The organism is Paenibacillus sp. FSL H3-0333, assembly GCF_038002805.1.
Classification (GTDB): domain Bacteria; phylum Bacillota; class Bacilli; order Paenibacillales; family Paenibacillaceae; genus Paenibacillus_AQ; species Paenibacillus_AQ silagei.
In genome coordinates, this window is sequence record NZ_JBBODG010000001.1 from 902,067 (window position 1) to 923,267 (window position 21,201).

A 21,201-nucleotide genomic window follows, 5' to 3' on the forward strand; every position below is an offset into this window, starting at 1 on the left:
TATAGCGAGTTTAGGAGAATACTATGACGATCTCAGACGTATTGATGGTGATCGCGGTCATCTGTATCTGGTCCCTGCTGCTGGTGAATGTGATGCTGATTATAGCGGGGTATCTGTACTACATTCAAACGGAAAACGAACCGGTGCCTGAGATTACCGGGGAGCATCCCATGGTGACGATTATGGTTCCTGCTCACAATGAGGGGGTCGTCATCAGCAAAACCGTGGAATCCCTGCTGGCACTGGATTACCCGCATGACCGGTATGAGATTATCGTCATCAATGATAATTCGTCAGACAACAGCGCTGAGCTGCTGGATGCTATCCAGCAGCGGAATCCGCAGCGCAAGCTGATCATTATCAATACGGACGCCGTCACAGGCGGCAAAGGGAAATCCAATGCGCTCAACATCGGCTTCACCCGCAGTAGCGGGGAGCTGATTGCGATCTATGATGCCGACAATACGCCGGAGCGCACGGCGCTGAAATACCTGGTGGCGGAGATTATGAATGATGCCTCCCTGGGGGCGGTTATCGGCAAGTTCAGAACCCGCAACCGGGATGCCAGCCTGCTGACCCGGTTCATTAATATCGAGACTCTGTCCTTCCAGTGGATGGCGCAAGCAGGGCGCTGGAAGCTGTTCAAGCTCTGTACGATCCCGGGAACGAACTTCATTATGCGCCGGACCATTGTCGAGAGCATCGGCGGCTGGGATGTGAAGGCAATTGCCGAGGATACGGAGATCAGCTTCCGCATTTATATGATGGGCTACCGGATCAAGTTCCAGCCGAAGTCGGTCACCTGGGAGCAGGAGCCGCAGACGGTGAAGGTATGGTTCAAGCAGCGGACACGCTGGGCGAAGGGCAATATCTATGTCATTGTGAAGAACCTTCCGCTCCTCATCGACCGGAAGGCGGCGAAGATCCGCTTCGATATTCTGTATTATGTCTCGATCTACTTCCTGCTGCTGATCTCGCTGGTCACCTCGGATATTCTGCTCGTGCTGCATGCCATGGGGTATGTACATACCACCATTGCCGGGCTCAGCAACTTCCTGTGGCTGCTCGCTATTGTGCTGTTCGTGGTGGGGATCTTCGTTACCCTGACCACGGAGAAGGGTGAGATGAGCCTGTCGAACCTGTGGATCATTCTGCTGATGTACGTCTCGTATTGCCAGCTCTGGATGGTAGTGGCCGCTTACGGGCTGTACAACTATTTCAAAGACGTTATCTTCAAACGGGAAGCCAAGTGGTACAAAACCGAGCGGTACTAGTGCGCCGGAGGTCCAGAAATAAGATGTCAGGAGATACGGAACATGATGAAAAAACAGATCCTAACAGTGCTGCTCTGCCTCTCCCTCTTCCTGGTTCAAATCCCTGCGGCACAGGCGGCGGTGCTTCCCGGTGAAGCGGGAGCAACGTATGAGACGCTGTTCACCAGCGATGTCTCGCTGAGGGGCGCAAGCTCCCAGCAGCAGTTCTTCACAGTCATGGATTACTGGAATGTGGATCAAGTGATGATCAATCTGCAATTCCAGACCTCACAGATCAGTGAGGATAAGCTGTCGAGCGTAACACTGTCGCTGAACGGCATTCCGTTCTATTCCTTCCGGCCGTCCCTGGACAATAACGGGCAGCAGAGCCTGAGTGTAGAGGCGCCCAAAGGCTTCCTGACGAAGGGCAGCAATACGCTGCGGATACAAGGGAGCTTAAGAACCACGACGGGCGGCTATGAACTGTGTAATATCGATGATATGCAGGATAGCTGGCTGCATCTGTTCAACACCTCGAACATTGCTGTGAATTATACACCGAAGCCCATTACTGGAGGCATTCAGGATTTCAGTGCCAGATTCTCAGGAATGGATACGGTAAAAAATGAACAAAGCCTGCTCGCCGTGCCGCAGAATGCCAGCGGAGCAGAGCTGGAGAGTGCTACTTACGCCCTCTCGGGCTTCGCCAAAGGCAACACGCTGAATGACAGAACCATTCCGCTGCTGCCTTACCGCGAGGATACCGTCAAGGACAAGAGTGCAGTAGTGCTGGTAGCTATGTATGATCATCTGCCCGATAGGATCAAGAAGCTGGTAAGTACGGCGGATGACCTCGGCACCCATGCGGTCATTCAGCTGGTGAACAAGGATTCCCTGCCTACGCTGGTGGTGACCTCCAAGGACGAGAGCCTGCTGATCAAGGCCGGACGGCTGATGGCAAGCCGGGAGCTGATGAGCCAGCTCCGCAAGGATCTGAAGGTTGTTACTAATGCTACCGATGTAGTGAACCCTGCGCCGGCCATCAGCTCGAACATTACGTTCACGGAGACAGGGGACAAGCTCACCGGGCCGAATCATCAGGAGCAGACGTATTTCGTCTCTCTCCCGTCCAACCGCTCCATTGCGGATGACGGCAGAATCAGCCTGGATTTCCGGTATGCGGCGAATCTGGACTTCAACCGTTCCCTGGTGACGGTGAGCATCAATAATACGCCCATCGGCAGCAAGAAGCTGACGAAGGAGCTGGCCAACGGTGATGTGCTGAATCTGAATGTGCCGCAGAGTCTGAATATCTCCGGCAACTTCACCGTGACGGTGGCTTTTGATCTGGAGCTTGCGAGCATGCTCTGTACACCGAACAAAGAGGAGATGCCGTGGGCTTATATCAGCAAGGAATCACTGATGCGCCTGAACACGAAGGACCGCACCGACCTCCTGCTGAGCAATTACCCGTATCCGTTCCTGCGGGACGGCATCTTCAACCGTGTAGCGGTGGTGTTGCCGAAGGAAAGGGATGATTACACCTACCGAAGCCTCGGGAATGTCTTCAATATGCTCGGGCAGTTTGCCGGAGGCAATACCGGTGATGTCCACTTTTACAGCGATAACGCAGCAGCGGATAACCTGAAGGACAACAATATTATTGCGATCGGGAGCTATAAGAATAATAAGGTGATCCGTGACAATAACGGCAAGCTCTTTTTCAAGTATAACAAGGACGGGTCAACCCTCCTCTCCAATGAGAAAATCGCCCTCGACGAGCAGTACGGAGCCGCCATCGGCACGCTCCAGCTCTTGGAATCCCCATACGAGAGCGGACGCGGCCTGCTTGCGGTCACTGCGGTCAGCTCTGAGAGCTACTTCGTAGTCTCCAAGCTGATCGGGAGCGAGAAGGACAGGTGGAGGGTGTACGGTGACGGCGTTGTGGCGGATAAGGACGGCACGGTGAATGCCTACCGCTTCAAGACGGTCTCCGGCGCTAAGCCGGACTCTCTGGTCTCGCGGGTGATGGAGCGCAGTGATGTGCTGGGCTTCGTGACCGCAGCGGTGATGATCGTGACGCTGGTGGTCGTGGCGCTGATTCTGATGCTGCGCAAACATAAGAAGAAACGTGGTGATCAAGCGTGAGACGTAACCGCAGCAGTCTAACCTCGGATCTGGGCTTCCTGGCCTTTCTGGTTCTGATCTTCGCCTGCATCGTATATATCGCGGGCTCACCGGATAACTACGTCCAGAACATTATTATTCTGAATGTATCGTTCATCCTGGCGCTGGTCACGTATTTCACCACAGTCACGGCGGGACTGACGCTGAATCTGGCGTTTGTCTTCGGCTACGGCTTCTTCGTGGTCTATCAGACGGTATCGCAGGGCGCATCTATCGGTGTAGAGACGTATTTCTGGCTGATTATGACCCCGCTGCTTACGGTGGTGCTGTGGGTCTTCACCTCAAGCACCCGTGAGCTGCAGGCAGAGAATGAACGGCTGCTGAAGCGCACGAATAATCTGGCTGCGGTGGATGAGAATACGGATCTGCGCAACAGCATTTCTTTTCAGAAGGACGCCAGCCTGTTCACCGGAATCTCGGTCCGTTATAAAATCCCGCTGACGCTGCTTGTGGTGAAGGTGAAGTACTGGAATGAAATCCGCCGCCTGATCCCGGAAGAGCAGCTGTCCGAAGCCATCTATGATGTCTCCCAGCTCAGCCAGTCGAGCATTCGTACCAATGATGCGCTGTATCTGCTGGACAAGGAGGATGCTACCTGGGGCCTTCTGCTCTTCACGGACCGGGAAGGGGCCAAGATTGTCATTGAGCGGATCAAACAGCGGCTGCAGGAGCTGAATGACTCGGAGTTCTCCGGCAAGTACAAGGTCACTCTGGGGCTGAAGATCGGTGCAGTGGAATATGCGGCGGACACCATCGAGAATCCGCTGGATTTCATTGTCCAGGCCAAAAAGGAACTGGAATACGATGTATAATGAGTGGAGGCAGGAAGTCCTGCAACCAATCTGACAGGAGGACTGGACGATGGATTTGGGTCTTGAGGGGAAAGCGGTGCTCGTTGCGGCAGCGAGTAAGGGGCTGGGATTGGCAACCGCCCTGGAGTATGCCCGTGAAGGGGCGAGGGTGACGATTGCGAGCCGGAGCCTGCCGCAGCTGGAGACGGCGCGGCAGGCGATCCGTGAGGCTACGGGACAGGAGGTCGCCGTAGCGGAGCTGGATGTGACCCGCCCGGAGGAGATTGCCCGGGCGGTGCGGACGGCCGCCGAATTTGGCGGCGGCCTGGAGGTGCTGGTCACGAACGCCGGCGGGCCTCCGGGCGGCAGCTTCGGGGATATGGCCGACGCTGACTGGAGCGGCGGCTTTGAGCTTACGCTGATGAGCGCGGTCCGCCTGATCCGCGAGGCGCTGCCGCATATGCGCAGCGCAGGGGGAGGGCGGATCGTCAGCATCAGCTCGGTCTCGATCAAGCAGCCCATCGCGGGGCTGATTCTCTCGAATGTGTTCCGCGCAGGCGTGAGCGCGCTGAACAAGAGCCTGGCTACAGAGCTTGCCCCGGAGGGCATCCTGATTAACAGCCTGGCCCCCGGACGGATCGGCACAGACCGGATCCTCCAGCTTGACGGCAAGCGGGCGGACGCGCAGGGCATCACACTTGCGCAGATTCAGGAGGAAGCCCTGAAGGCGATTCCGCTGGGAAGAACCGGCACGCCGGAGGAGTTCGGCAAGGCGGCGGTATTCCTCGGTTCTTTTGCCAATACTTATATTACCGGACAGTCCCTGCTGATCGACGGCGGAATGGTGAAATCGCTCTAGGACAGGCTCTTGACTCAGCGGCTCATTTCACGTATGATAGTATGGCGTGTAAAAATCGGAAGATTTACGCATCTCCCTTTGTCTAACCGGATTTTTAAATAGACCAAGAGATGGCTTCAATAATTCTTCATAAGTTGTATCCGTACGGAAAGGAGGTTACTACAATGAAACAAGGCATACACCCTAAGTTCAACCAGGTTATTTTCTTCGATGCTAGCGTAGGCTACAAATTCCTTAGCTCATCCACCAAATCATCCGGTGAAACTATGGAATGGGAAGACGGCAACTCATACCCGGTGATCCGTGTAGACTCCAGCTCTGCATCCCACCCGTTCTACACAGGTAAACAAAGAGATACCGAAACTGGCGGCCGCGTTGACAAGTTCAAACAACGTCTCGCTCAGAAGAAATAATGGTATTGCTATAGAGGATATTCCCGCATCCATGCAGATGGTGAAGGAGTATCCTCTTTTGTTTTGTCCGGAACCTTAGGTACCGGTAGTATTTTTTGGCAGAATGATTCATTTGTGCGAAAGAGTAGGATATAATAAGGCAAAGCAATCTCAAAAATAGGAGAAATATGACATGCCGTGGATGCAGGGTTATCCGTTTTACTTGGTAATGGGCAGCGTTCTAAGTCTCTACATGGGCATCGGTTCTTACAAGCACCGTCATACACCAGGAAGATGCTATTTATGGATATTGATGCTGCTGGTCAGCATGATTTTCGCGGCTACAGCCGGAGAGATTCTAACGGATTCCTTCGAGGCGAAGCTATGGTGGAAGAATGTGCAGCAGGGCCCGCTTTTTTTGAGTGCGATCTTCACCTATGCGGTTATTAAAGAGTATGTATCCCGTTCCTCTGAGGGTTTGTCCAAGAGGCTTATTTATTTTTGTATCCCGGTGGCGGTGGATGTGCTGCTGATCTTCACCGACTCTTACCATCATCTGATGCGCAGTGAGGTCGGACTGGCTACGGTGGCCGGTGTTACCGGAATCGTAGTGAAGCCCACGGTACTCAGCATGATTCTCATCGCGTACGATCAGTTATTCGGACTGTATGCTGTATATCTGCTGGCGATCTCCCTCCTGAACGGTCCTAGGTATTATTTCCGTCATAATGCGCTGCTGTTATTCAGTCTGCTGGTGCCGGTCCTGTCGGTGTTCCTGCTTCCGCTGCTGCACATTACGATTACAGGCTTCACGGCCTTCACCTACCTGCCGCCCATCGTGGCCGCTTACCTCACCTTGTTCCGCGATCCCAGACTGTCCTTATATCCGCTGGCTAAGAATAAAATCTTCGAGAATATGAAGGACGGCATCGTCCTGACGGACCGCTACGATTACATAATGGATATCAATGAGGCGGCGGATGCTATGCTCTCTGAGCTGCTGGAGGAGAAGCCGGAGACCTGGCTGGGCACAAGCATTCAGCCGCTGCTGAGGCAGCACGGGCAGCTGTCGGCCTGCTATGCGCAGCGGAGGGAGGGACAGTTCGAAATCGAGCCTCCCGGCCGGAGCGGGTCCTGCTACGGGGTTGCGCTCATTGCCACGGAGCAGGTCCGGGCGAAGAGTACGGGAATGCTGCTGGTATTCAGTGATCTTAGCGAGAAGAAGAGGTATGAGCGGGAGCTGCTGCATCAGGCCACGGTGGACGATCTGACCGGGCTGTACAACCGCAGGCATTTCATGAGGCTGGTGCAGAGTTACTCCGCACAGATCGGCGCGGGTATGGCCTTGCTGCTGTTCGACATCGATGATTTCAAATTAATTAATGATACATACGGACACATGGCCGGTGATCAGGCACTGGTGGATTTGTCTGGCAAGATTATGCAGGTATATCATAACAAAGGAATTGCCGGGCGCGTAGGCGGCGAAGAGTTCGCCGTCTGCTTCTCCGCCGGCAGCGAAGCTGCAGCCTTGAAGGAGGCGGAGAGCTTCCGCACCGCTATGGGCGAGCACATCGTTGAGCTGGACGGGGGGCATCATATCCAGCTTACGGTGAGCATCGGCATTGCTTTTACGGATCGCACGGATGTGACCTTCGAGGATCTGTACCGCGAGGCGGACGAGGCCCTCTACCTGTCCAAGGCCACCGGCAAGAACCGGGTAACCTTAGGCCGCGAGCCTATGGTGCGTCAGGCGGCTAAATAATTTTATTCGGCTGGAGGCGGATGGGTTGGCGAGAACTGAGGCGGATGCGCTCCTCCCCGAATCAGGTGCGAAGCGATAGGCGCAGCCTCAACCGGCCTTGTTCTGGCTAAAGACGTGTCAGCTTCAGGACCGCGCTGCTGCGGTCGTAATGCATCGCTACGCCTAGCTCGGAGCATAGCGCATCCAGCGGAACCATGACCTTTCCGTTCCGCAGCTCCGGCGGAGTTCCGGTTAGGAGAACCTTCTTCCCGTTCACGGTCAGGATCATCGGCGGCTCGAATTGCTTCAGCTGCTGGATGGACAGCGCCGGGGGAAGTGTCCGGTTCCCTTCATTAATCCGTGGAGCGTTCAGTGTGGTTCTGGAGCTTAAGCCCAGTCCGATATTGAATTTCAGGCGGATGCCGAGTGAATCGCAGATTTCCAGCAGCTTGTCGTTATAGGAGCCGTAAGGGAAAGCGATAGCCGAATCCGTATTGCCCAATTCTTCTTTCAGCCTGCGCTCTGCATGAGCCAGGTCCCCGGTTACTCTTCTGTAGTATTCTTCATTCAGTTCATTCCGGTTCTCATCATGAATGTACAGCAGGGAGCTCGCCGCCGGGCGGGTGCCGCCCTCTGCATCGACTTCGGCGTAATAATGCAAATTATACGTATGATTATAAAAGCCCATTCCGGCGCGCTTCATCTCCCGCATCTGCTCCCAGGTCAGCTTGGGCACCTGACGCTTACTAGTGTTGTCTACATCAGAGACAATGATGAAGTTCACTGCGGTGTAGCCGTACTTTTGCAGAATGGGAAAAGCCAGCTTGTAAAAGCTCTCATAGCCGTCATCGAACGTCAATAGAACCGCATTATCGGGAACCGGCGCGCGGTCCAGCATGAATTCGCGGTATTGCTTCATCGTAATGACATGGAAGCCCTCCTGCTTCAGGAGCTGCATCTGCTCATCAAACTGTGCTGCGGGTAATACGCCGGGATAGAGCATTAACGGGTCTTTCGTCAGATGGTGATACATGAGTACCGCCACATGATCCTTGTAGTACACACCCTTGGGGAGCGGCATCTCCTTCTCCCAGCCGATACGTGCATTCAGAATCCGTTCAGCGATGTCTTTATCCAGCATTAACTTATGGTCCGCTGTCAGTGCATAGGCATCTGTCTTGAATTCGACTCCATCAAGGCCGGTAATGCTAAGCTTGGTCACTGCTTTATGTCTAAAAGGTACAGGCAGGAAGACCACCACCAGCAGCAGCAGGATGAGGATATAACGTTTGTGCGGTTGGTGCAGGTTCAGTTTCAATGTACGATTCTCCCCATCTCCCGAATATTAAGATAATAATAAACCTATAACGTCTGCCAAGACAAAAATGTGACAGGATCTTAACTAAGCGATGTGGTTTTTGTAAGCTCTGTGGTGGTAATTAGAAATATAGTAATATCAATATATTAACAATTTGCCGATTAGCAGATACTGGGGGGCGGCTATGGAGGATTTCAGAGATCGGATGAGGGCTGTGCAGCAGCAGCAGGACGGGCTTTTGAAGGAATACCAGTCTTTGATTGAAGAATATGAGAGCAGTGATCTCGTCCGTGAGAACGAAGTGTTAAGAACGGAAAATGGGGCAAACAGGCAGAGCCTGGCGGAGCTGAAGGCTCAGGCTGCGAGGCTTGAGCGCGACAACTCGGAGCTGCGGATTGCGCTGGCGGAGCAGATTCTGGATGAGAAGCTGGGCATTCTGCGGGTATCGCGGCAGAAGCTGCAGACTTATTTTGCCTCACGGGATCATGCGTATCTCGACCGTCTGACGTCCTTCGAGCAGGACGCCAAGCGGCGAATAGAGGAGATGTACAATATCGGCGCGCGTGAGCTGGGCCAGGAGAAAACCCAGATCACATATATTCTGGATGAGGTGCAGGCGAAGCTGAATGAGAGTATTCTGCTGCGCAGACAGTGGCAGCGGGAGGCAGAGCGTTCGCTCAGGGGGACGATGGACAGCGGTCTGGATGATTTGGCTGCTGAAGGAGTTGACGAGGAAACCCTGCAGCGCCGCCGCAAGCAGAACCGGATCGAAATGAAGATCGGCCTGAACTGGATCAACCGCCTGGGGATTCTGCTGCTGATCCTGGCAGTGGGCGCCGGGTTCAGATACACCTACTCCACCTGGTTCAATGATTATATGAAGGGCAGCGCCTTCTTCCTGCTGGGGGCAGTCATGCTGGGGGGCGGGGAGTGGCTGTTCCGCAAGGGGCGGGGAGCCTTCGCACTGGGTCTGATTGGCGGCGGGGTGTCGGTGCTGTACGGCTCGATATTTTACAGTTATTTTCTGCTGGATATTATCGGGTTATGGGCCGGGATCGGCCTGTCGGTGCTGGTCACGCTGTCCGCTGTGCTGCTGTCGCTGCGCTATGAGTCACGGACAATCTGTTCCATGGGGCTTGTAGGGGGCTATCTGCCGCTCTTCTCTTATATTGGAGCCTTCGGGCTGGAGGGGAGTGCGGTGTACGCGGCTATGGGATATCTGTTCGTGCTGAACCTGCTGATTCTGCTGATCTCTCTGCGCAAGCGCTGGGTGGTTGTCAATTACATCAGCTTCCTGTTCAATACGCCGTCTATCCTGCTGCTGATTTATCTGGCGGATAGCTATGCTGCGGGCATTCTCTGCGCTGTGCTGACCTTCGCCATGTATCTGGGGATTACCCTCTGGTATCCGTTCAAATTCAAGACGAAGCTGAACTGGCTGGACTTCGGCCTGCTGGGCTGTAACACGCTCGTTAGCTGCATAACGCTGTATCTTCTGTTCCTGAATGCCGGTCTGGATGAATTCAAAGGCGCGCTGGCGCTGGCCTTCTGCCTGATGTATCTGGGGCTTGGCGTGCTGCTGGAGAAGCAGATGCCGCAGGAACGCGAGAGCCGTCTGCTGTTCTATGTCACCTCACTGACCTTTGCCATTCTGATGATTCCGTTCCAGCTTGGAGCGGCCTGGTGGTCGATTGGCTGGCTGGTGGAAGGCGTTGCTCTTACAGTCTACGGACATCTGTACCGCTTCAAAATGGTAGAACGTGCAGGCTGGGGCATCCTTTCCCTCTGTCTGCTAACCTTCTTCGGATTCGACGTTCTGCTGCAGCTCTCTGATTATAATGCGGTAATCTACTACACGAACTCCTATTTCGATCTGAAGTATACATTTATTGCCGCAGGTATGGTGATTGTAGCCTTATTGTATGCCATCCGTTATTCGAATCAGGAGACGCTGCTCCGCAGCACACCTGCGGAGGTGCAGGCTACCGTCTGGTTCAAATATGCGGCTATCGTTAATTTCTACGGGTATGTGGTGTATGAAGCATTGCGCCTGTATGACTGGATGGTGCCAGGGGATATGGCGCACAATGCCTTTTACAAGCTGCTGCTGGCAGGTCTGCTTACCTCTGGACTCGCTTATGCGCTGCCGAAGGTGAACGTTCTGTATGACAGAGTGGTCGGCATCATGGTCCTGGTGCTGCACGGGATCGCCTATGCAGTCTGTATTGGCATCACACTGGGTCTGCCCAGTCTTCCGGAAGGGTGGTCCGGCAGCACTGCCTCCGATGTAGTGGCGCTGGGTGTGCTGATCCTGTTCAATGTGTTCGTGTGGTTCAGCAGTGCCAGGCTGCTGCGGACGACGCTGCTGCGCGATTACAAGAATATAGAGCTGTACCCGGTAGCTATGGGTATCTATCTGCTGGTGATGATTACAGCGTTCCTGGGGGTGCAGATGCAGGTGCGTGACGGCGGGCTGGCCTTCAGTCTGCTCTATCTGCTGCTGGCCGTGATGTTCATTTTGTATGGCTTCTGGAAAAGATACCTGTATATCCGCCGCTTCGGACTGGCGCTATCCCTGCTGGCAACCGGCAAGCTGCTGCTCTATGACTTGACCCTGCTGAACACCGGCAGCAAGATCATCGCGTACTTCAGCTTCGGACTCTGCCTGCTGGGAATATCCTACCTCTACCAGCGGATATCGGTCAGAATGGAGGAAGCTTATGCACTCGAAGAGAAAGACAGGACAGAGAGCTAGAGTGGCGGCTGTGCTGCTCGCTGTATTGGGCGGACTTGTGCTGGGGCCCGGTGCTTTCCCGATGCACAGTGTAGCAGCGGCATCCGGCGAAGCGGAGAAGACGGGCGGCGGGCAATGGAAGTTCTCGCGTGAAATCTCCGTCCCGGAGGCGGCTCCGTACTATGAATTGTATCTGGATGAAGCGGTGTATCGCTCGGCAGCAGAGGACTTGCGCGATCTGCGCATACAGGACAGCACCGGCGCTCCGGTTCCCTATTATATGGAGAGCGGAGCAGAGACGGTGGAGGAGCATAGTGCGGTCTACTCCTCGGCTCTGATCCACAAGGCAGTGAAAGGGACGGATACTCTGCTGGATTATCAGATTAAGCCGCTTGCCGAGCATGTCGATATTCAGGGGAACCGTCTGGTGTTCGAATTGCCCGCAGAGTCCTTCCTGAAGCATGTGGAGGTGTGGGGCGGCTATGACGGGCAGGCCTGGGAGCAGCTCGGTACTGGGGATCTGTATGCTACGAACGGGTTAAGTGCGGACAGCATTACGCTGGAGCGCAGCTACAAGTTCGGCTATTACCGGCTTGTAGTGAAGAACAACCCGGAGGAGCTGGAGTTCCCCGGCCTGACGCTGGTGGACAGCAGCCGGGAGTGGAGCACGGCTGCATTCATGCGGCAGAAATCGCCGCAGGCGGAGATTACGCAGGTGGAGAACCGTACCGAGATCATGATAAGCAACACGGACTGGCTGAAGATTGGGAAGGTGATGCTCGGCAGCACCGGGAATTTCCTGCGGCGCTATGAGTTGTATGACAGCACCGGGAGCAAGCTCCCGGTCACCGGAAGCGGGGAGCTGTACCGGCTGGATTTCAAGGATACCCGGATCTCCCGGACTGAGATTCAGCCGGTTACGCCAGCCTCTTCTGATTCCCTGCGGGTGGTTATCTACAATCTGGACGATGCCCCCATCTCCATCACGGACCTTAAGATCGAATATCTGGTAGACCGGCTTGTATTCGCGGGAGGGGGGAAGACTCCGTATTCCTTGCGCTATGGCAACGCGCTGGCAACCGCTCCACAGTATGATATTATTAATTTCAAAGACCGGATCAGCGGGGAGAAGCTTGTGCAGGCTGCTCTTGGTGCAGAGGCCTTGGTACCGGTGACGGCAGCAGAGCCGCCCGGCACAAGCTGGTGGCTTCAAGGCCGCTGGGGCTTCAATGCCATTATTATTGCGGTCTCGCTGTTGCTCATTCTTATCGTAGCCCGCAAGCTGGGCCAGGCGAAATAGGAGATGCGGCACAAGTCCGCAGAAAGAAGGATTACTGCATGACCCTGATTACCATTTGCGTTATACTGCTCCTGCTTATTGCCGCTGCGTATCTTATCATGACTGTCTATCCGGCGTTCGGGCGCAGGGCCGGGGAGCAGGAGAGGGCCCGTAACCTCGGCTCCGCCCATTACAGCAAGGGCAAATTTGCTTATCCGCAGACTGCGGAACTGAGCGGTGACAAGGCTGGAAGCAGCGGACTCTCCATTCTGAAGGACTTCATTAAGGGCAACCCCCACTCCAGACCCGCTGAACCTCTTCAGCCGCAGCCGCTGTTCCCTTCTTCCATTGGACAGAGCCGCGACACCCGGGTGACCTGGTTCGGGCATTCAGCAGTGCTGCTGGAGATGGACGGCTTGACCCTGTTCCTCGACCCTATGCTGGGCCGTGCACCGTCCCCGTTTCCGTTCATCGGCGGCCGCCGCTACAGCAAGCAGCTTCCGCTGGAGGCTGCCCTCCTGCCGCAGCTGGATGCGGTTCTGCTCTCCCATGATCATTATGATCATCTGGACTATGGAACCATCCGCGAGCTGAAGGATAAGGTAGGACTGTTCATTGTACCGCTGGGTGTCGGCGCCCATCTGCGCCGCTGGGGGGTGGCCGCAGAGAAGATCCGCGAGCAGGACTGGGGCGACACGCTTACCTATGAAGGGATTACCTTCACTTGCGCTCCGGCACGGCATTTCTCCGGGCGGAGTCTGCTGGACCGCAACACCACGCTGTGGTGCTCCTGGATTATGGAGGGGGAGAAGACCAAGGTCTTCTTCAGCGGAGACAGCGGGTATGGCCCGCATTTTGCCGAGATCGGACGTACCCATGGACCCTTCGATCTTACGCTGATGGAATGCGGCCAATATGATCCGCGCTGGGCGGATATCCATATGCTGCCGGAACAGACTGTCGAGGCGCACATCGATGTGCAGGGAGGTCTGCTGATCCCCATCCATTGGGGCGCATTCACCTTGTCGATGCATGACTGGACTGATCCGGCAGAACGGATCTCGGCTGCTGCGGCGCTGAGAGGGGTACGGCTGGCCACGCCGAGAATCGGGGAGACTGTAACCGCAGGGGCCGCCGGATATCCGGTTCTGCCCTGGTGGAGATGAGGCTGCACGCCCGAAGGGGACTTGTGGTACAATCAGGGTTCATATATACCAAGGAGCTGACGAACGAAGATGAGTAATGAAGTGAACGAGCAGGAACTGGTGGAGGTATTGTCTGCACAGACGAAGGTGGACCCGGCCGTTATCCGGCTGGTGCTGAAGCATGAGCAGACGTTCATTAATAAGGCCAAGGCCAATGCCAAAGGCGAGGTTGATATCGATAATGATGATCTGGTTGACTATGTGACTGCGCAGCGTGATGTGAAGCTGGACGAGCTGACGGTGGAGACCATTCTGGATGCAGAAATGGATTACCTGATGGACAAGGGACTGGCCGGATATATCGACTGAAGCCTTAGCCGGTGGTGCGCGGCTGATCCCCCAAAGCCGTGCGCCTGGCATAGGTTCTCTAAAATTTAAAATTTATTTTGTGTTATTGGCAGTAACCCTTTGCATTTGGGGAAATAGTGTGCTAAAATGAAGTTAATCATAAATTTAACCCTTAATTCACATATTGTAAAAGGTTAGCATTTGTGTATGAAGCCTTTTCCAATGTGTGAATTTTTATTTGTTCGTACAATACGTAGGAATAAAAGGACATGTGTTAAATAAACTTTGGAGGTAATATCATGCAAACAGGTACAGTAAAATGGTTCAACGCAGACAAAGGTTTCGGTTTTATCGAGGTTGAAGGCGGAAGCGACGTATTCGTACACTTCTCCGCAATCACTGGCGAAGGCTTCAAGTCTTTGGACGAAGGCCAACGCGTTGAGTTCAACGTAACTCAAGGCGCTCGTGGACCACAGGCTGAGAACGTTGTAAAACTGTAATTCCACAAATAAGCTGCCCTTAACACCAGTTGAGGGTAGTTTTTTTTATGACCATGTAGTAGAGAACAAGCTTCCGTTCTGCCATAACAGTCCGTAGGACGCACTAACCAAGCTATTAGGAGGGGTACTTATGTATTTTCGTAAAAAAGCAATGGTAGATCTTCCGCAGGAAGAGACAGCTATCTGGTCCTGCACCAAGGAAGAATGCACCGGATGGATACGCGACAACTTTGCCTTTCAACATGTGCCTACCTGCTGGCAATGTAATTCGCCCATGACCCGGAGTATGAAGATGCTGCCTACGCTCGTTAATAAGAATTTGGACGCGAAGGCTATTAAGAAGAGCGTTACTATCCGCTAAGGCTGCCGCTCTCTGACCGGTTTATACGGAATTAGAGGAGAGTAACCCTATACAGCTGTCCGTTCCTTGCCCGCAATGGGCTATTTTTTTTGGATTGACAATAATGGCAAATACAGGGATGATGTAGCTATGAGAAAATATTTTCTGCTTCTGACGCTCCTTGCGGTTGCCTTGAATGCAGCGGGGATTTTTTATCATAAGCCTATGCTTAACATTATCGCGATTGGTCTGATTCTGATCTTGATTCCGCTTGATATTTATCTGGAGCCAACTCGCCGCAAGGTGATAAGCTACTGCATCGGCGCGGTATTGCTGGTTCTGCTGTGGGCGGCCCTGCATTTCGAATGGATCACTCCGTTAATGTTCATCTAAGTAGTCTTCTGTGTAAGCCCTTAGGGCAGTTCCTCGAACCGGGAGAACTGTGCTAAGGGTTTTTTGTTGCTGGTATCCGCGGGGACTTCGGGGCTGTCTCTCGCCTGCGGGGAATGATTTATCTTGACAAAACTCCCGGGGTTTGGAGAATAGAGTTGGAAACGCTGCCAACGAAAGAAGGAATTCTGATGCTTCAGAGGTTCAGAGAGCTCAACACACTGCGCAATCAGATATTCATCGGTTTTTTGCTGGTGATGCTCATTATTATTCTGGTGTCCGGAGCATTTGTGTATGACCGTGTCTCTATTCTGCTCAAAAATAATGCCGAGCGGCATATCCAGCAGACGGCGGTTCAGGCCAACGGAAGGCTGGACGCGCTGACCGGCCAGATTGACGGTCTGATGGAGCAGGTGGCCAATCATCCTACCGTTCAACAGCTGCTGCTGGAGGAGCTGGACGGCAATGAGGTGTCCTTCAATCAGCGCCAGTCGCTGCTACAGATTATCTCCAGCTATCAGGCGTACATGCCGAGTGTAGGCTCGCTGGAGCTATATACTGCTGATTACAGGCTGCTGTTCCCGATTAAGGAAGGCAGCCTGGAGAGCAGAATTAACGAGCAGCATATCAGTGAGGCTAATGCCCAGAAGGGGCGGCTGGTCTGGATCGGCGTTGATCCGCATGATGATCAGAGCCTGCTGGCGATCCGCCAGGTCAGCCTGATGGACCGCTGGTTCTCGCGGGGCGGCTACCTGATGGCCCGCATCCAGCGCAGCTACTTCCAGCTCGACGATCCGTTCTCCGGCAGTGACAGCGGGGAGTCTGTGCTGCTCGTGAATGATGAAGGACAGCTCCTCGGGAGCAGCGGAACGCCGCAGGAGGATCTGCTGCCGCTGCTGGAGAGCGGGGATCAGACGGTGAGCTTCCGTGGCAAGGAGTATGTGCAGGTCAAGCTGCGCTCAGACAAGACCTCCTGGACGCTGCTGGTACTGACGCCTGTCAGCTATGTGACCAAGGGACTGTCCGTGCTGCGGACGGTACTGCTGGTGTCAGGCGGAATCGGAACCCTGCTGTTCCTGATTATATCCTTTCTGTTGTCAACAATGATTACCCGGCCGATTATTCACCTGATCCGGGCGATGCGCAAATCCCGCATGGGGGTGCTGACACCCAATTCGCAGAAGGTATCAACCATGGAGCTCCGGGAGCTGAATAATACCTACAACGGTATGGTGGCTAATATTAATGATTTGATCAGAGTGGTCTATGAGAAGGAGGTCCTGCAGAGCCGGACCGAACTGAAAGCCTTGCAGGCGCAGATCAATCCCCATTTCCTGTTCAATACGCTGGAGGCCTTCAACTGGTCGCTGGAGGAGAAGGGGGAAGAGGAGCTGGCCGGATTAGTGGTCATGATGTCCAGGCTCTTCCGCTACATTATGGGCAGCCCGCACAACAAGGATGAATGGGTCACGCTGAGTGAAGAGGTGGAGCAGATCAGGCGTTATCTGCGGATTATGGAGATGCGGATGGGAGAGCGGCTGTCCTGGAACATCAGGCTTGACCCGCATGAGGCTGCTGTACCGGTACCCAAGCTGCTGATTCAGCCAATTGTCGAGAACGCCATTCTCCATGGAGTGGAGAGCCGAGTCGGCAAGGGTGTGATTGAAGTCATAATCACCCCCTCCTCCCGCAAGGGGTGGACCTCAGTTGAGGTGTCGGACAACGGGCCGGGTATGGATGAGGCCACACTGCTGGCGCTGCGAGATGCACTGGATGGCGGGCCGCCGGTCTCTGCCAAGGGCAGCGGAGTGGGGCTGGTGAATGTGCAGCGGCGGCTGAAGCTGTACTATGCGGAAGCGGGCATGAAGACGGAGGGGCTGATCGTAGAGAGCCGGCGGTCTGAGGGGACTGTAATAAGGTTTGAGATTCCAAGCAATGGAGGGGATACCTATGAGTCTGGGCAACAAGACGATTCTAATCGTAGATGATGAACCAAGAACGCGTCAGGGGATTAAGCAGACGCTGGAAGTATGGGCGGCAGGCCGGTATATCGTGGAGACCTGCGACAACGGGGTGGAAGCGCGCGAGCGGCTGCGGCAGGAGCGCGTCCATCTGCTGATCACAGATGTGCGCATGCCGGAGGTGAGCGGGCTGGATCTGATCCATTCGCTGCAGGAAGCTCCCCGGAAGCCGGTGATCATTGTCATCTCCGGCTATGCGGAGTTCGATTATGTGCAGCAGGCGATGCGGCTGGGGGCAGTCAATTATCTGCTGAAGCCGCTGGACAAGTCCGAGCTGCTGACAGTGGTCGAGGATGCGCTGAAGCGGGAGGAGGAGCAGCAGCGCCATGTGAAGCTGGAGAAGCTGGTGGATCACAAGCTGCTGGAGATTGACCCGGAGCAGGCCGGGATGGGGCAGCCGGTTAAGGAGGCCATTGCCTATGTGGAGCAGCATTTGCACGAACAGCTGACGATGGCTGAGGTAGCGGGGATGATTCACCTGAATGCCAGCTATTTCAGCGTGCTGTTCAAGGAGCAGGCCGGGGTCTCCTTCACGGAATATCTGTCCCGTCTGCGGATTCAACGGGCGAAGGAGTTATTGCTCCAGACTGCGCTGCCGGTCGGGGAGATTGGAGAGCGTGTAGGGTATCGGACGGATAAATATTTCATTAAGGTTTTCAAGTCCTTGGAGGCGATAAGCCCGAGCCGGTACCGTCAGCAGATGAAGGGTGGAGCGCAGGAAATCCAATAAATGTGGTATTTTAGCCAATAAATGTGCCCTTATCTGCCTCAGAGTACGATGCTAGAATTTGAATGATAGCGATTACATGGATAATTACGGCCTTTTGCAATGTGAGATGGGGAGGCAATGGCAATGCGAAGAAATCACATGACCAAGGGGCTGCTCCTGGCCTGCATCTGGCTGCTTGTTCTGACAGGCTGCGGCTCTGCGGGAGAGAATAATAGTGAGCTTGCAGCTACCGGTGCCTCTTCCCCAAAAATAACCATTCATATGATGCACATCTGGCCCGCCGGACTCTCCGCGCAGCAGTATAAGCTGGTCAGCCAGATTATCGCAGAATATGAGAAGGAGCATCCGGGTATTATCATCAGGCAGGATGTGCTGGAGAATGAGCAGTATAAAAGCAAGCTCAAGGTGCTCTCCGCTTCCAATGACCTTCCCGATGTGGGCATAACCTGGGCAGCCGGCTTCATGGAGCCTTATGTAAGAGGCGGATTATTCGCTCCGCTGGATGACATCCTGCATGGCGGGCAGCTTAAGGATAAGTTCCTGAAGAGCACTACAGAGTCTTATGTTGTCGATAACAAGACCTATGCGCTGCCTCTGGAGATGAACATCTCACCGATCTTTTATAATAAAGAGATCTTTGCCCAATATAATCTTCAGGTGCCAACAACATATGAGGAGTTCAAGGCAGTTGTGAGAGCGCTCTCCAGTCATGGTGTGCCTCCGGTGGGGCTGGGTAATAAGGACCGGTGGACAGGCTCGCTGTGGTATATGTATCTGGCGGACCGTATTGCCGGAAGTGAGACGCTCAAGCGGGCAACGAAGGGGACGGGCTATTTCGATGATCCCGGACTGGTGCAGGCTGCAGCGGAAGTGCAGAACCTTGTCGATATGAACGCCTTCAACAACGGCTTCAACGGCTTGTCGTATGATGAGGGCAAATCGGAATTCATGGAAGAAAAGGCGGCCATGTACCTGACCGGTACCTGGGAGTTGCCCAACTTCACGACCAACCCGGAGATTCCGCAGGCCTTCAAGGACAAGGTCGGCTTCTTCAAATTCCCTACGGTTGAAGGCGGGAAGGGGAATTCGGGCGACTGGGTAGGCGGTCCGGGTGTCGGACTGTTCGTAGCGGAATCGTCCAGGGTGAAGGAGGAGGCCAAGGCTTTTGTCGAATACTTCGTCTTCAAATGGGGCGAGGCTTCAGTGACGAGTGCGGGGGTGATTCCGGCGACCAAGGTCGATACCACGAATGAGGAGCTGCCGCAGCTATACGTGGATCTGCTGAATGAATTGAACAATGCCAGCAGTATTACCCTGTTCGCGGATGTGGAGATGAAGCCGCATGCTGCCCAGGTCCATCTGGATATGATCCAGGCGCTGTTCGGCAAAGCAGTCACGCCGGAGCAGTTCGCAGCCAGACATAAGGTTGCAGTAGCCACGGGGAACTGAGCATGGGACAAGCGCACAGACAAAGGGATGCTAATCAGCCGTATTTCCGGTGGCTGATTAGCATCCCTTATTTGTGTGCGAGCCGGCCTGAGGAGCTGCCGCAAAGTTAGTGCGCCGGAGCTGCCGGAGCGGCTTCCGGCGGTTCGTGCTGGATCAGGCCATGCTTCTCCCAGGCTCTGCTTTTCCAGCGGAAGTACATAATGACTGCCCGCACCCATTCGTCGAACGCTGTGGCCAGCCATACCCCGGCCAGACCCAGATCAAGTGTGAACACCAGGAAGTAGCCCAGCGGCAGACTCATGCACACCATGGATATCATGCCCATGTAGACCGGGAACTTGGCATCGCCCGACGCGCGCAGCGAGTTGATAATGACCAGATTGCAGGTCCGTCCGGTCTCCAGGAAGAAGCTGAGCAGGATGACCTGGGCGCCCATAGCGATAATCAGCTCATTATCCGTGAACAGACCCAGCAGCGGCTTGCGGAACAGAATGACGATCAGGTCCATGAGGACTGTGACCAGCAGCGCCCACTTCACACTGGTGAACACCCGTGAGTAAGCCTCCTGCGTCCGTTTTGCACCTACAAGATGCCCCACAATAATTGAGGTCCCCATTGCCACCGCTACGCTGAACAGGAAGATGTAGTTCGAGATATTAACCGCATACTGGCGGGTAGCCATGGCCTCGGCCCCCAAATAGGTGATGTACAGGGTGAAGACGAGCTGGCAGCACTGGTACATTACGGATTCGAAGGCGGACGGAATACCGATTTTGAGAATCTGCAGCACGTATTTCTTGGAGAGGTGAACGTAATAGCTCCATTTCACGCGTACCTCCATAATCCGGTAGAGCAATAGGAAGAAAATCAAGAGAGCGATGGAGCGGCTGATTACGGTTGACACAGCCGCACCCTCCACGCCTAGCGCAGGCAGTCCGAAATGGCCGAAGATCAGCAGATAGTTACCGCCGACATGGATAACGTTCATCAGCAGCGATACCGCCATCGTCTGCTTGGTGAAGCCGTGGGTCCGGATGGTGGCGGCCAGCGCGTTGATGAGGGCCTGCAGGAAGATCGCGCCTCCGACAATGTTGATATACGAGCGGGCGTAGGCGAGAATGTCACCCTTCACGTTCAGCGCCTGCAGCAGATGGCCTCCGAGCAGCAGCATCACTGTACTAAGTATGATCCCTACCGCAAGATTCAGGGTAACTGCATTGCCGATCACTCTGGCGGCTTCTTTGGGCTGCTTGGAGCCGAGGTATTGCGACACGACGATCGCCGCGCCGTTCCCGATGACACTAAGCGCCAGAATGGCTATGGCAATAATCTGATTGGCCGCTCCGACACCGGAGACCGCATCATCGGACACAGAGCTGATCATGAAGGTATCCATACTGCCCATGAGCATGAACAGGAACAGCTCCAGGAAGATCGGCCAGGTCAGCTTCATTAAGTTGAATGTCTTGGGCTTACTTGCTTCCATCATACACCTTCTTACTTAGGATTCCTTGCGGCTGTGAATATTTAAATCAAGTGTATGGTAGCACAGCTACTGTGAAAATGCAGTAGGATTTCAGACATGTATCTAAAAATCCGCCGGCTTCGCCCAATAGTATCCTCCGGGTGACTACCTCACTTAAAAGTGCCTACTTCCCTTATCGGCAGTATATCCCTAAACTGAGAACAACACTTCATAAAATATATTACGGATAAGGAGA

Annotated in this window: 18 protein-coding genes; 16 read left to right on the top strand and 2 right to left on the bottom strand. The window is 54.4% G+C overall.

Annotated features, from left to right (window positions below; genetic code table 11):
* Positions 1-23 precede the first annotated feature (23 nt).
* The 6 genes from MHH78_RS04120 to MHH78_RS04145 all read left to right on the top strand — a co-directional run bounded on the left by MHH78_RS04120 (position 24) and on the right by MHH78_RS04145 (position 7,247).
* The gene (locus MHH78_RS04120) at positions 24-1,274 is read left to right on the top strand and encodes a glycosyltransferase family 2 protein (protein ID WP_341166676.1); all 1,251 of its coding nucleotides are present in this window, start codon (positions 24-26) and stop codon (positions 1,272-1,274) included.
* 42 nt (positions 1,275-1,316) lie between these two features.
* Positions 1,317-3,401, top strand: coding sequence for a cellulose biosynthesis cyclic di-GMP-binding regulatory protein BcsB (locus MHH78_RS04125; RefSeq protein ID WP_341166677.1), 2,085 nt, complete (start codon positions 1,317-1,319; stop codon positions 3,399-3,401).
* Positions 3,398-4,252, top strand: coding sequence for a diguanylate cyclase domain-containing protein (locus tag MHH78_RS04130; RefSeq protein WP_076081509.1), 855 nt, complete (start codon positions 3,398-3,400; stop codon positions 4,250-4,252). Before MHH78_RS04125 ends, MHH78_RS04130 begins: the two co-directional genes overlap by 4 nt.
* Positions 4,253-4,301: 49 nt before the next feature.
* Positions 4,302-5,090, top strand: a complete 789-nt coding sequence (locus tag MHH78_RS04135; RefSeq protein WP_341166678.1) for an SDR family oxidoreductase — start codon at positions 4,302-4,304, stop codon at positions 5,088-5,090.
* 164 nt (positions 5,091-5,254) lie between these two features.
* Positions 5,255-5,503 carry a type B 50S ribosomal protein L31 gene (locus MHH78_RS04140; protein WP_036722727.1) on the top strand — a complete coding sequence of 83 codons (249 nt, stop codon included), beginning with the start codon at positions 5,255-5,257 and terminating at the stop codon, positions 5,501-5,503.
* A gap of 172 nt (positions 5,504-5,675) precedes the next feature.
* Entirely contained in the window at positions 5,676-7,247 is a 1,572-nt protein-coding gene (locus MHH78_RS04145) for a sensor domain-containing diguanylate cyclase (RefSeq protein ID WP_341166679.1), read from the top strand.
* A gap of 106 nt (positions 7,248-7,353) precedes the next feature.
* Here MHH78_RS04145 and MHH78_RS04150 read toward each other — a convergent pair whose 3' ends face one another.
* On the bottom strand, positions 7,354-8,544 hold the full coding sequence (locus MHH78_RS04150; RefSeq protein WP_341166680.1) for a polysaccharide deacetylase family protein: 1,191 nt from the start codon (positions 8,542-8,544) through the stop codon (positions 7,354-7,356).
* Positions 8,545-8,728: 184 nt separating this feature from the next.
* Between MHH78_RS04150 and MHH78_RS04155 the strand changes: the two genes are divergently transcribed.
* From MHH78_RS04155 to MHH78_RS04200, 10 genes are all read left to right on the top strand, one after another.
* Positions 8,729-11,299, top strand: a complete 2,571-nt coding sequence (locus tag MHH78_RS04155) for a DUF2339 domain-containing protein (protein ID WP_341166681.1) — start codon at positions 8,729-8,731, stop codon at positions 11,297-11,299.
* Positions 11,265-12,578, top strand: a complete 1,314-nt coding sequence (locus MHH78_RS04160; protein ID WP_341166682.1) for a DUF3999 family protein — start codon at positions 11,265-11,267, stop codon at positions 12,576-12,578. Before MHH78_RS04155 ends, MHH78_RS04160 begins: the two co-directional genes overlap by 35 nt.
* Positions 12,579-12,616: 38 nt before the next feature.
* Complete coding sequence (locus tag MHH78_RS04165; RefSeq protein WP_341166683.1) at positions 12,617-13,723, top strand: MBL fold metallo-hydrolase; 1,107 nt, start codon at positions 12,617-12,619, stop codon at positions 13,721-13,723.
* A 69-nt stretch (positions 13,724-13,792) separates the two neighbouring features.
* A complete protein-coding gene (locus MHH78_RS04170) occupies positions 13,793-14,071 on the top strand; it encodes a hypothetical protein (RefSeq protein WP_036722720.1) in 279 nt (92 codons plus the stop codon).
* 278 nt (positions 14,072-14,349) lie between these two features.
* Positions 14,350-14,550 (top strand): cold-shock protein, encoded by a 201-nt coding sequence (locus MHH78_RS04175; protein ID WP_036722718.1) that lies wholly within the window; start codon positions 14,350-14,352, stop codon positions 14,548-14,550.
* A 130-nt stretch (positions 14,551-14,680) separates the two neighbouring features.
* Positions 14,681-14,911, top strand: a complete 231-nt coding sequence (locus MHH78_RS04180; RefSeq protein WP_036691977.1) for a cold-shock protein — start codon at positions 14,681-14,683, stop codon at positions 14,909-14,911.
* A gap of 129 nt (positions 14,912-15,040) precedes the next feature.
* Positions 15,041-15,283: a hypothetical protein gene (locus MHH78_RS04185; protein ID WP_143803530.1), complete on the top strand. Its 243-nt coding sequence runs from the start codon at positions 15,041-15,043 to the stop codon at positions 15,281-15,283.
* A 188-nt stretch (positions 15,284-15,471) separates the two neighbouring features.
* Entirely contained in the window at positions 15,472-17,268 is a 1,797-nt protein-coding gene (locus MHH78_RS04190; RefSeq protein WP_076074954.1) for a cache domain-containing sensor histidine kinase, read from the top strand.
* The gene (locus tag MHH78_RS04195) at positions 17,231-18,031 is read left to right on the top strand and encodes a response regulator transcription factor (RefSeq protein ID WP_036728093.1); all 801 of its coding nucleotides are present in this window, start codon (positions 17,231-17,233) and stop codon (positions 18,029-18,031) included. The genes MHH78_RS04190 and MHH78_RS04195 overlap by 38 nt, the downstream gene beginning before the upstream one ends.
* A 123-nt stretch (positions 18,032-18,154) precedes the next feature.
* The gene (locus tag MHH78_RS04200; protein ID WP_341166684.1) at positions 18,155-19,480 is read left to right on the top strand and encodes an extracellular solute-binding protein; all 1,326 of its coding nucleotides are present in this window, start codon (positions 18,155-18,157) and stop codon (positions 19,478-19,480) included.
* Between the two features lie 106 nt (positions 19,481-19,586).
* On the opposite strand, the gene MHH78_RS04205 is transcribed toward MHH78_RS04200, so the two are convergent.
* Entirely contained in the window at positions 19,587-20,969 is a 1,383-nt protein-coding gene (locus MHH78_RS04205) for an MATE family efflux transporter (protein ID WP_445668029.1), read from the bottom strand.
* Between the last annotated feature and the right edge of the window lie 232 nt (positions 20,970-21,201).

Bases quoted from the DNA above. Each gene is read 5' to 3' on its own strand.
- MHH78_RS04125 (WP_341166677.1), top strand. From the start codon at position 1,317: ATGATGAAAAAACAGATCCTAACAGTGCTGCTCTGCCTCTCCCTCTTC.
- MHH78_RS04160 (WP_341166682.1), top strand. From the start codon at position 11,265: ATGCACTCGAAGAGAAAGACAGGACAGAGAGCTAGAGTGGCGGCTGTG.
- MHH78_RS04180 (WP_036691977.1), top strand. From the start codon at position 14,681: ATGTATTTTCGTAAAAAAGCAATGGTAGATCTTCCGCAGGAAGAGACA.
- MHH78_RS04135 (WP_341166678.1), top strand. From the start codon at position 4,302: ATGGATTTGGGTCTTGAGGGGAAAGCGGTGCTCGTTGCGGCAGCGAGT.
- MHH78_RS04120 (WP_341166676.1), top strand. From the start codon at position 24: ATGACGATCTCAGACGTATTGATGGTGATCGCGGTCATCTGTATCTGG.
- MHH78_RS04205 (WP_445668029.1), bottom strand. From the start codon at position 20,969: ATGATGGAAGCAAGTAAGCCCAAGACATTCAACTTAATGAAGCTGACC.
- MHH78_RS04170 (WP_036722720.1), top strand. From the start codon at position 13,793: ATGAGTAATGAAGTGAACGAGCAGGAACTGGTGGAGGTATTGTCTGCA.
- MHH78_RS04175 (WP_036722718.1), top strand. From the start codon at position 14,350: ATGCAAACAGGTACAGTAAAATGGTTCAACGCAGACAAAGGTTTCGGT.
- MHH78_RS04155 (WP_341166681.1), top strand. From the start codon at position 8,729: ATGGAGGATTTCAGAGATCGGATGAGGGCTGTGCAGCAGCAGCAGGAC.
- MHH78_RS04190 (WP_076074954.1), top strand. From the start codon at position 15,472: ATGCTTCAGAGGTTCAGAGAGCTCAACACACTGCGCAATCAGATATTC.
- MHH78_RS04145 (WP_341166679.1), top strand. From the start codon at position 5,676: ATGCCGTGGATGCAGGGTTATCCGTTTTACTTGGTAATGGGCAGCGTT.
- MHH78_RS04200 (WP_341166684.1), top strand. From the start codon at position 18,155: ATGCGAAGAAATCACATGACCAAGGGGCTGCTCCTGGCCTGCATCTGG.
- MHH78_RS04185 (WP_143803530.1), top strand. From the start codon at position 15,041: ATGAGAAAATATTTTCTGCTTCTGACGCTCCTTGCGGTTGCCTTGAAT.
- MHH78_RS04195 (WP_036728093.1), top strand. From the start codon at position 17,231: ATGAGTCTGGGCAACAAGACGATTCTAATCGTAGATGATGAACCAAGA.
- MHH78_RS04140 (WP_036722727.1), top strand. From the start codon at position 5,255: ATGAAACAAGGCATACACCCTAAGTTCAACCAGGTTATTTTCTTCGAT.
- MHH78_RS04165 (WP_341166683.1), top strand. From the start codon at position 12,617: ATGACCCTGATTACCATTTGCGTTATACTGCTCCTGCTTATTGCCGCT.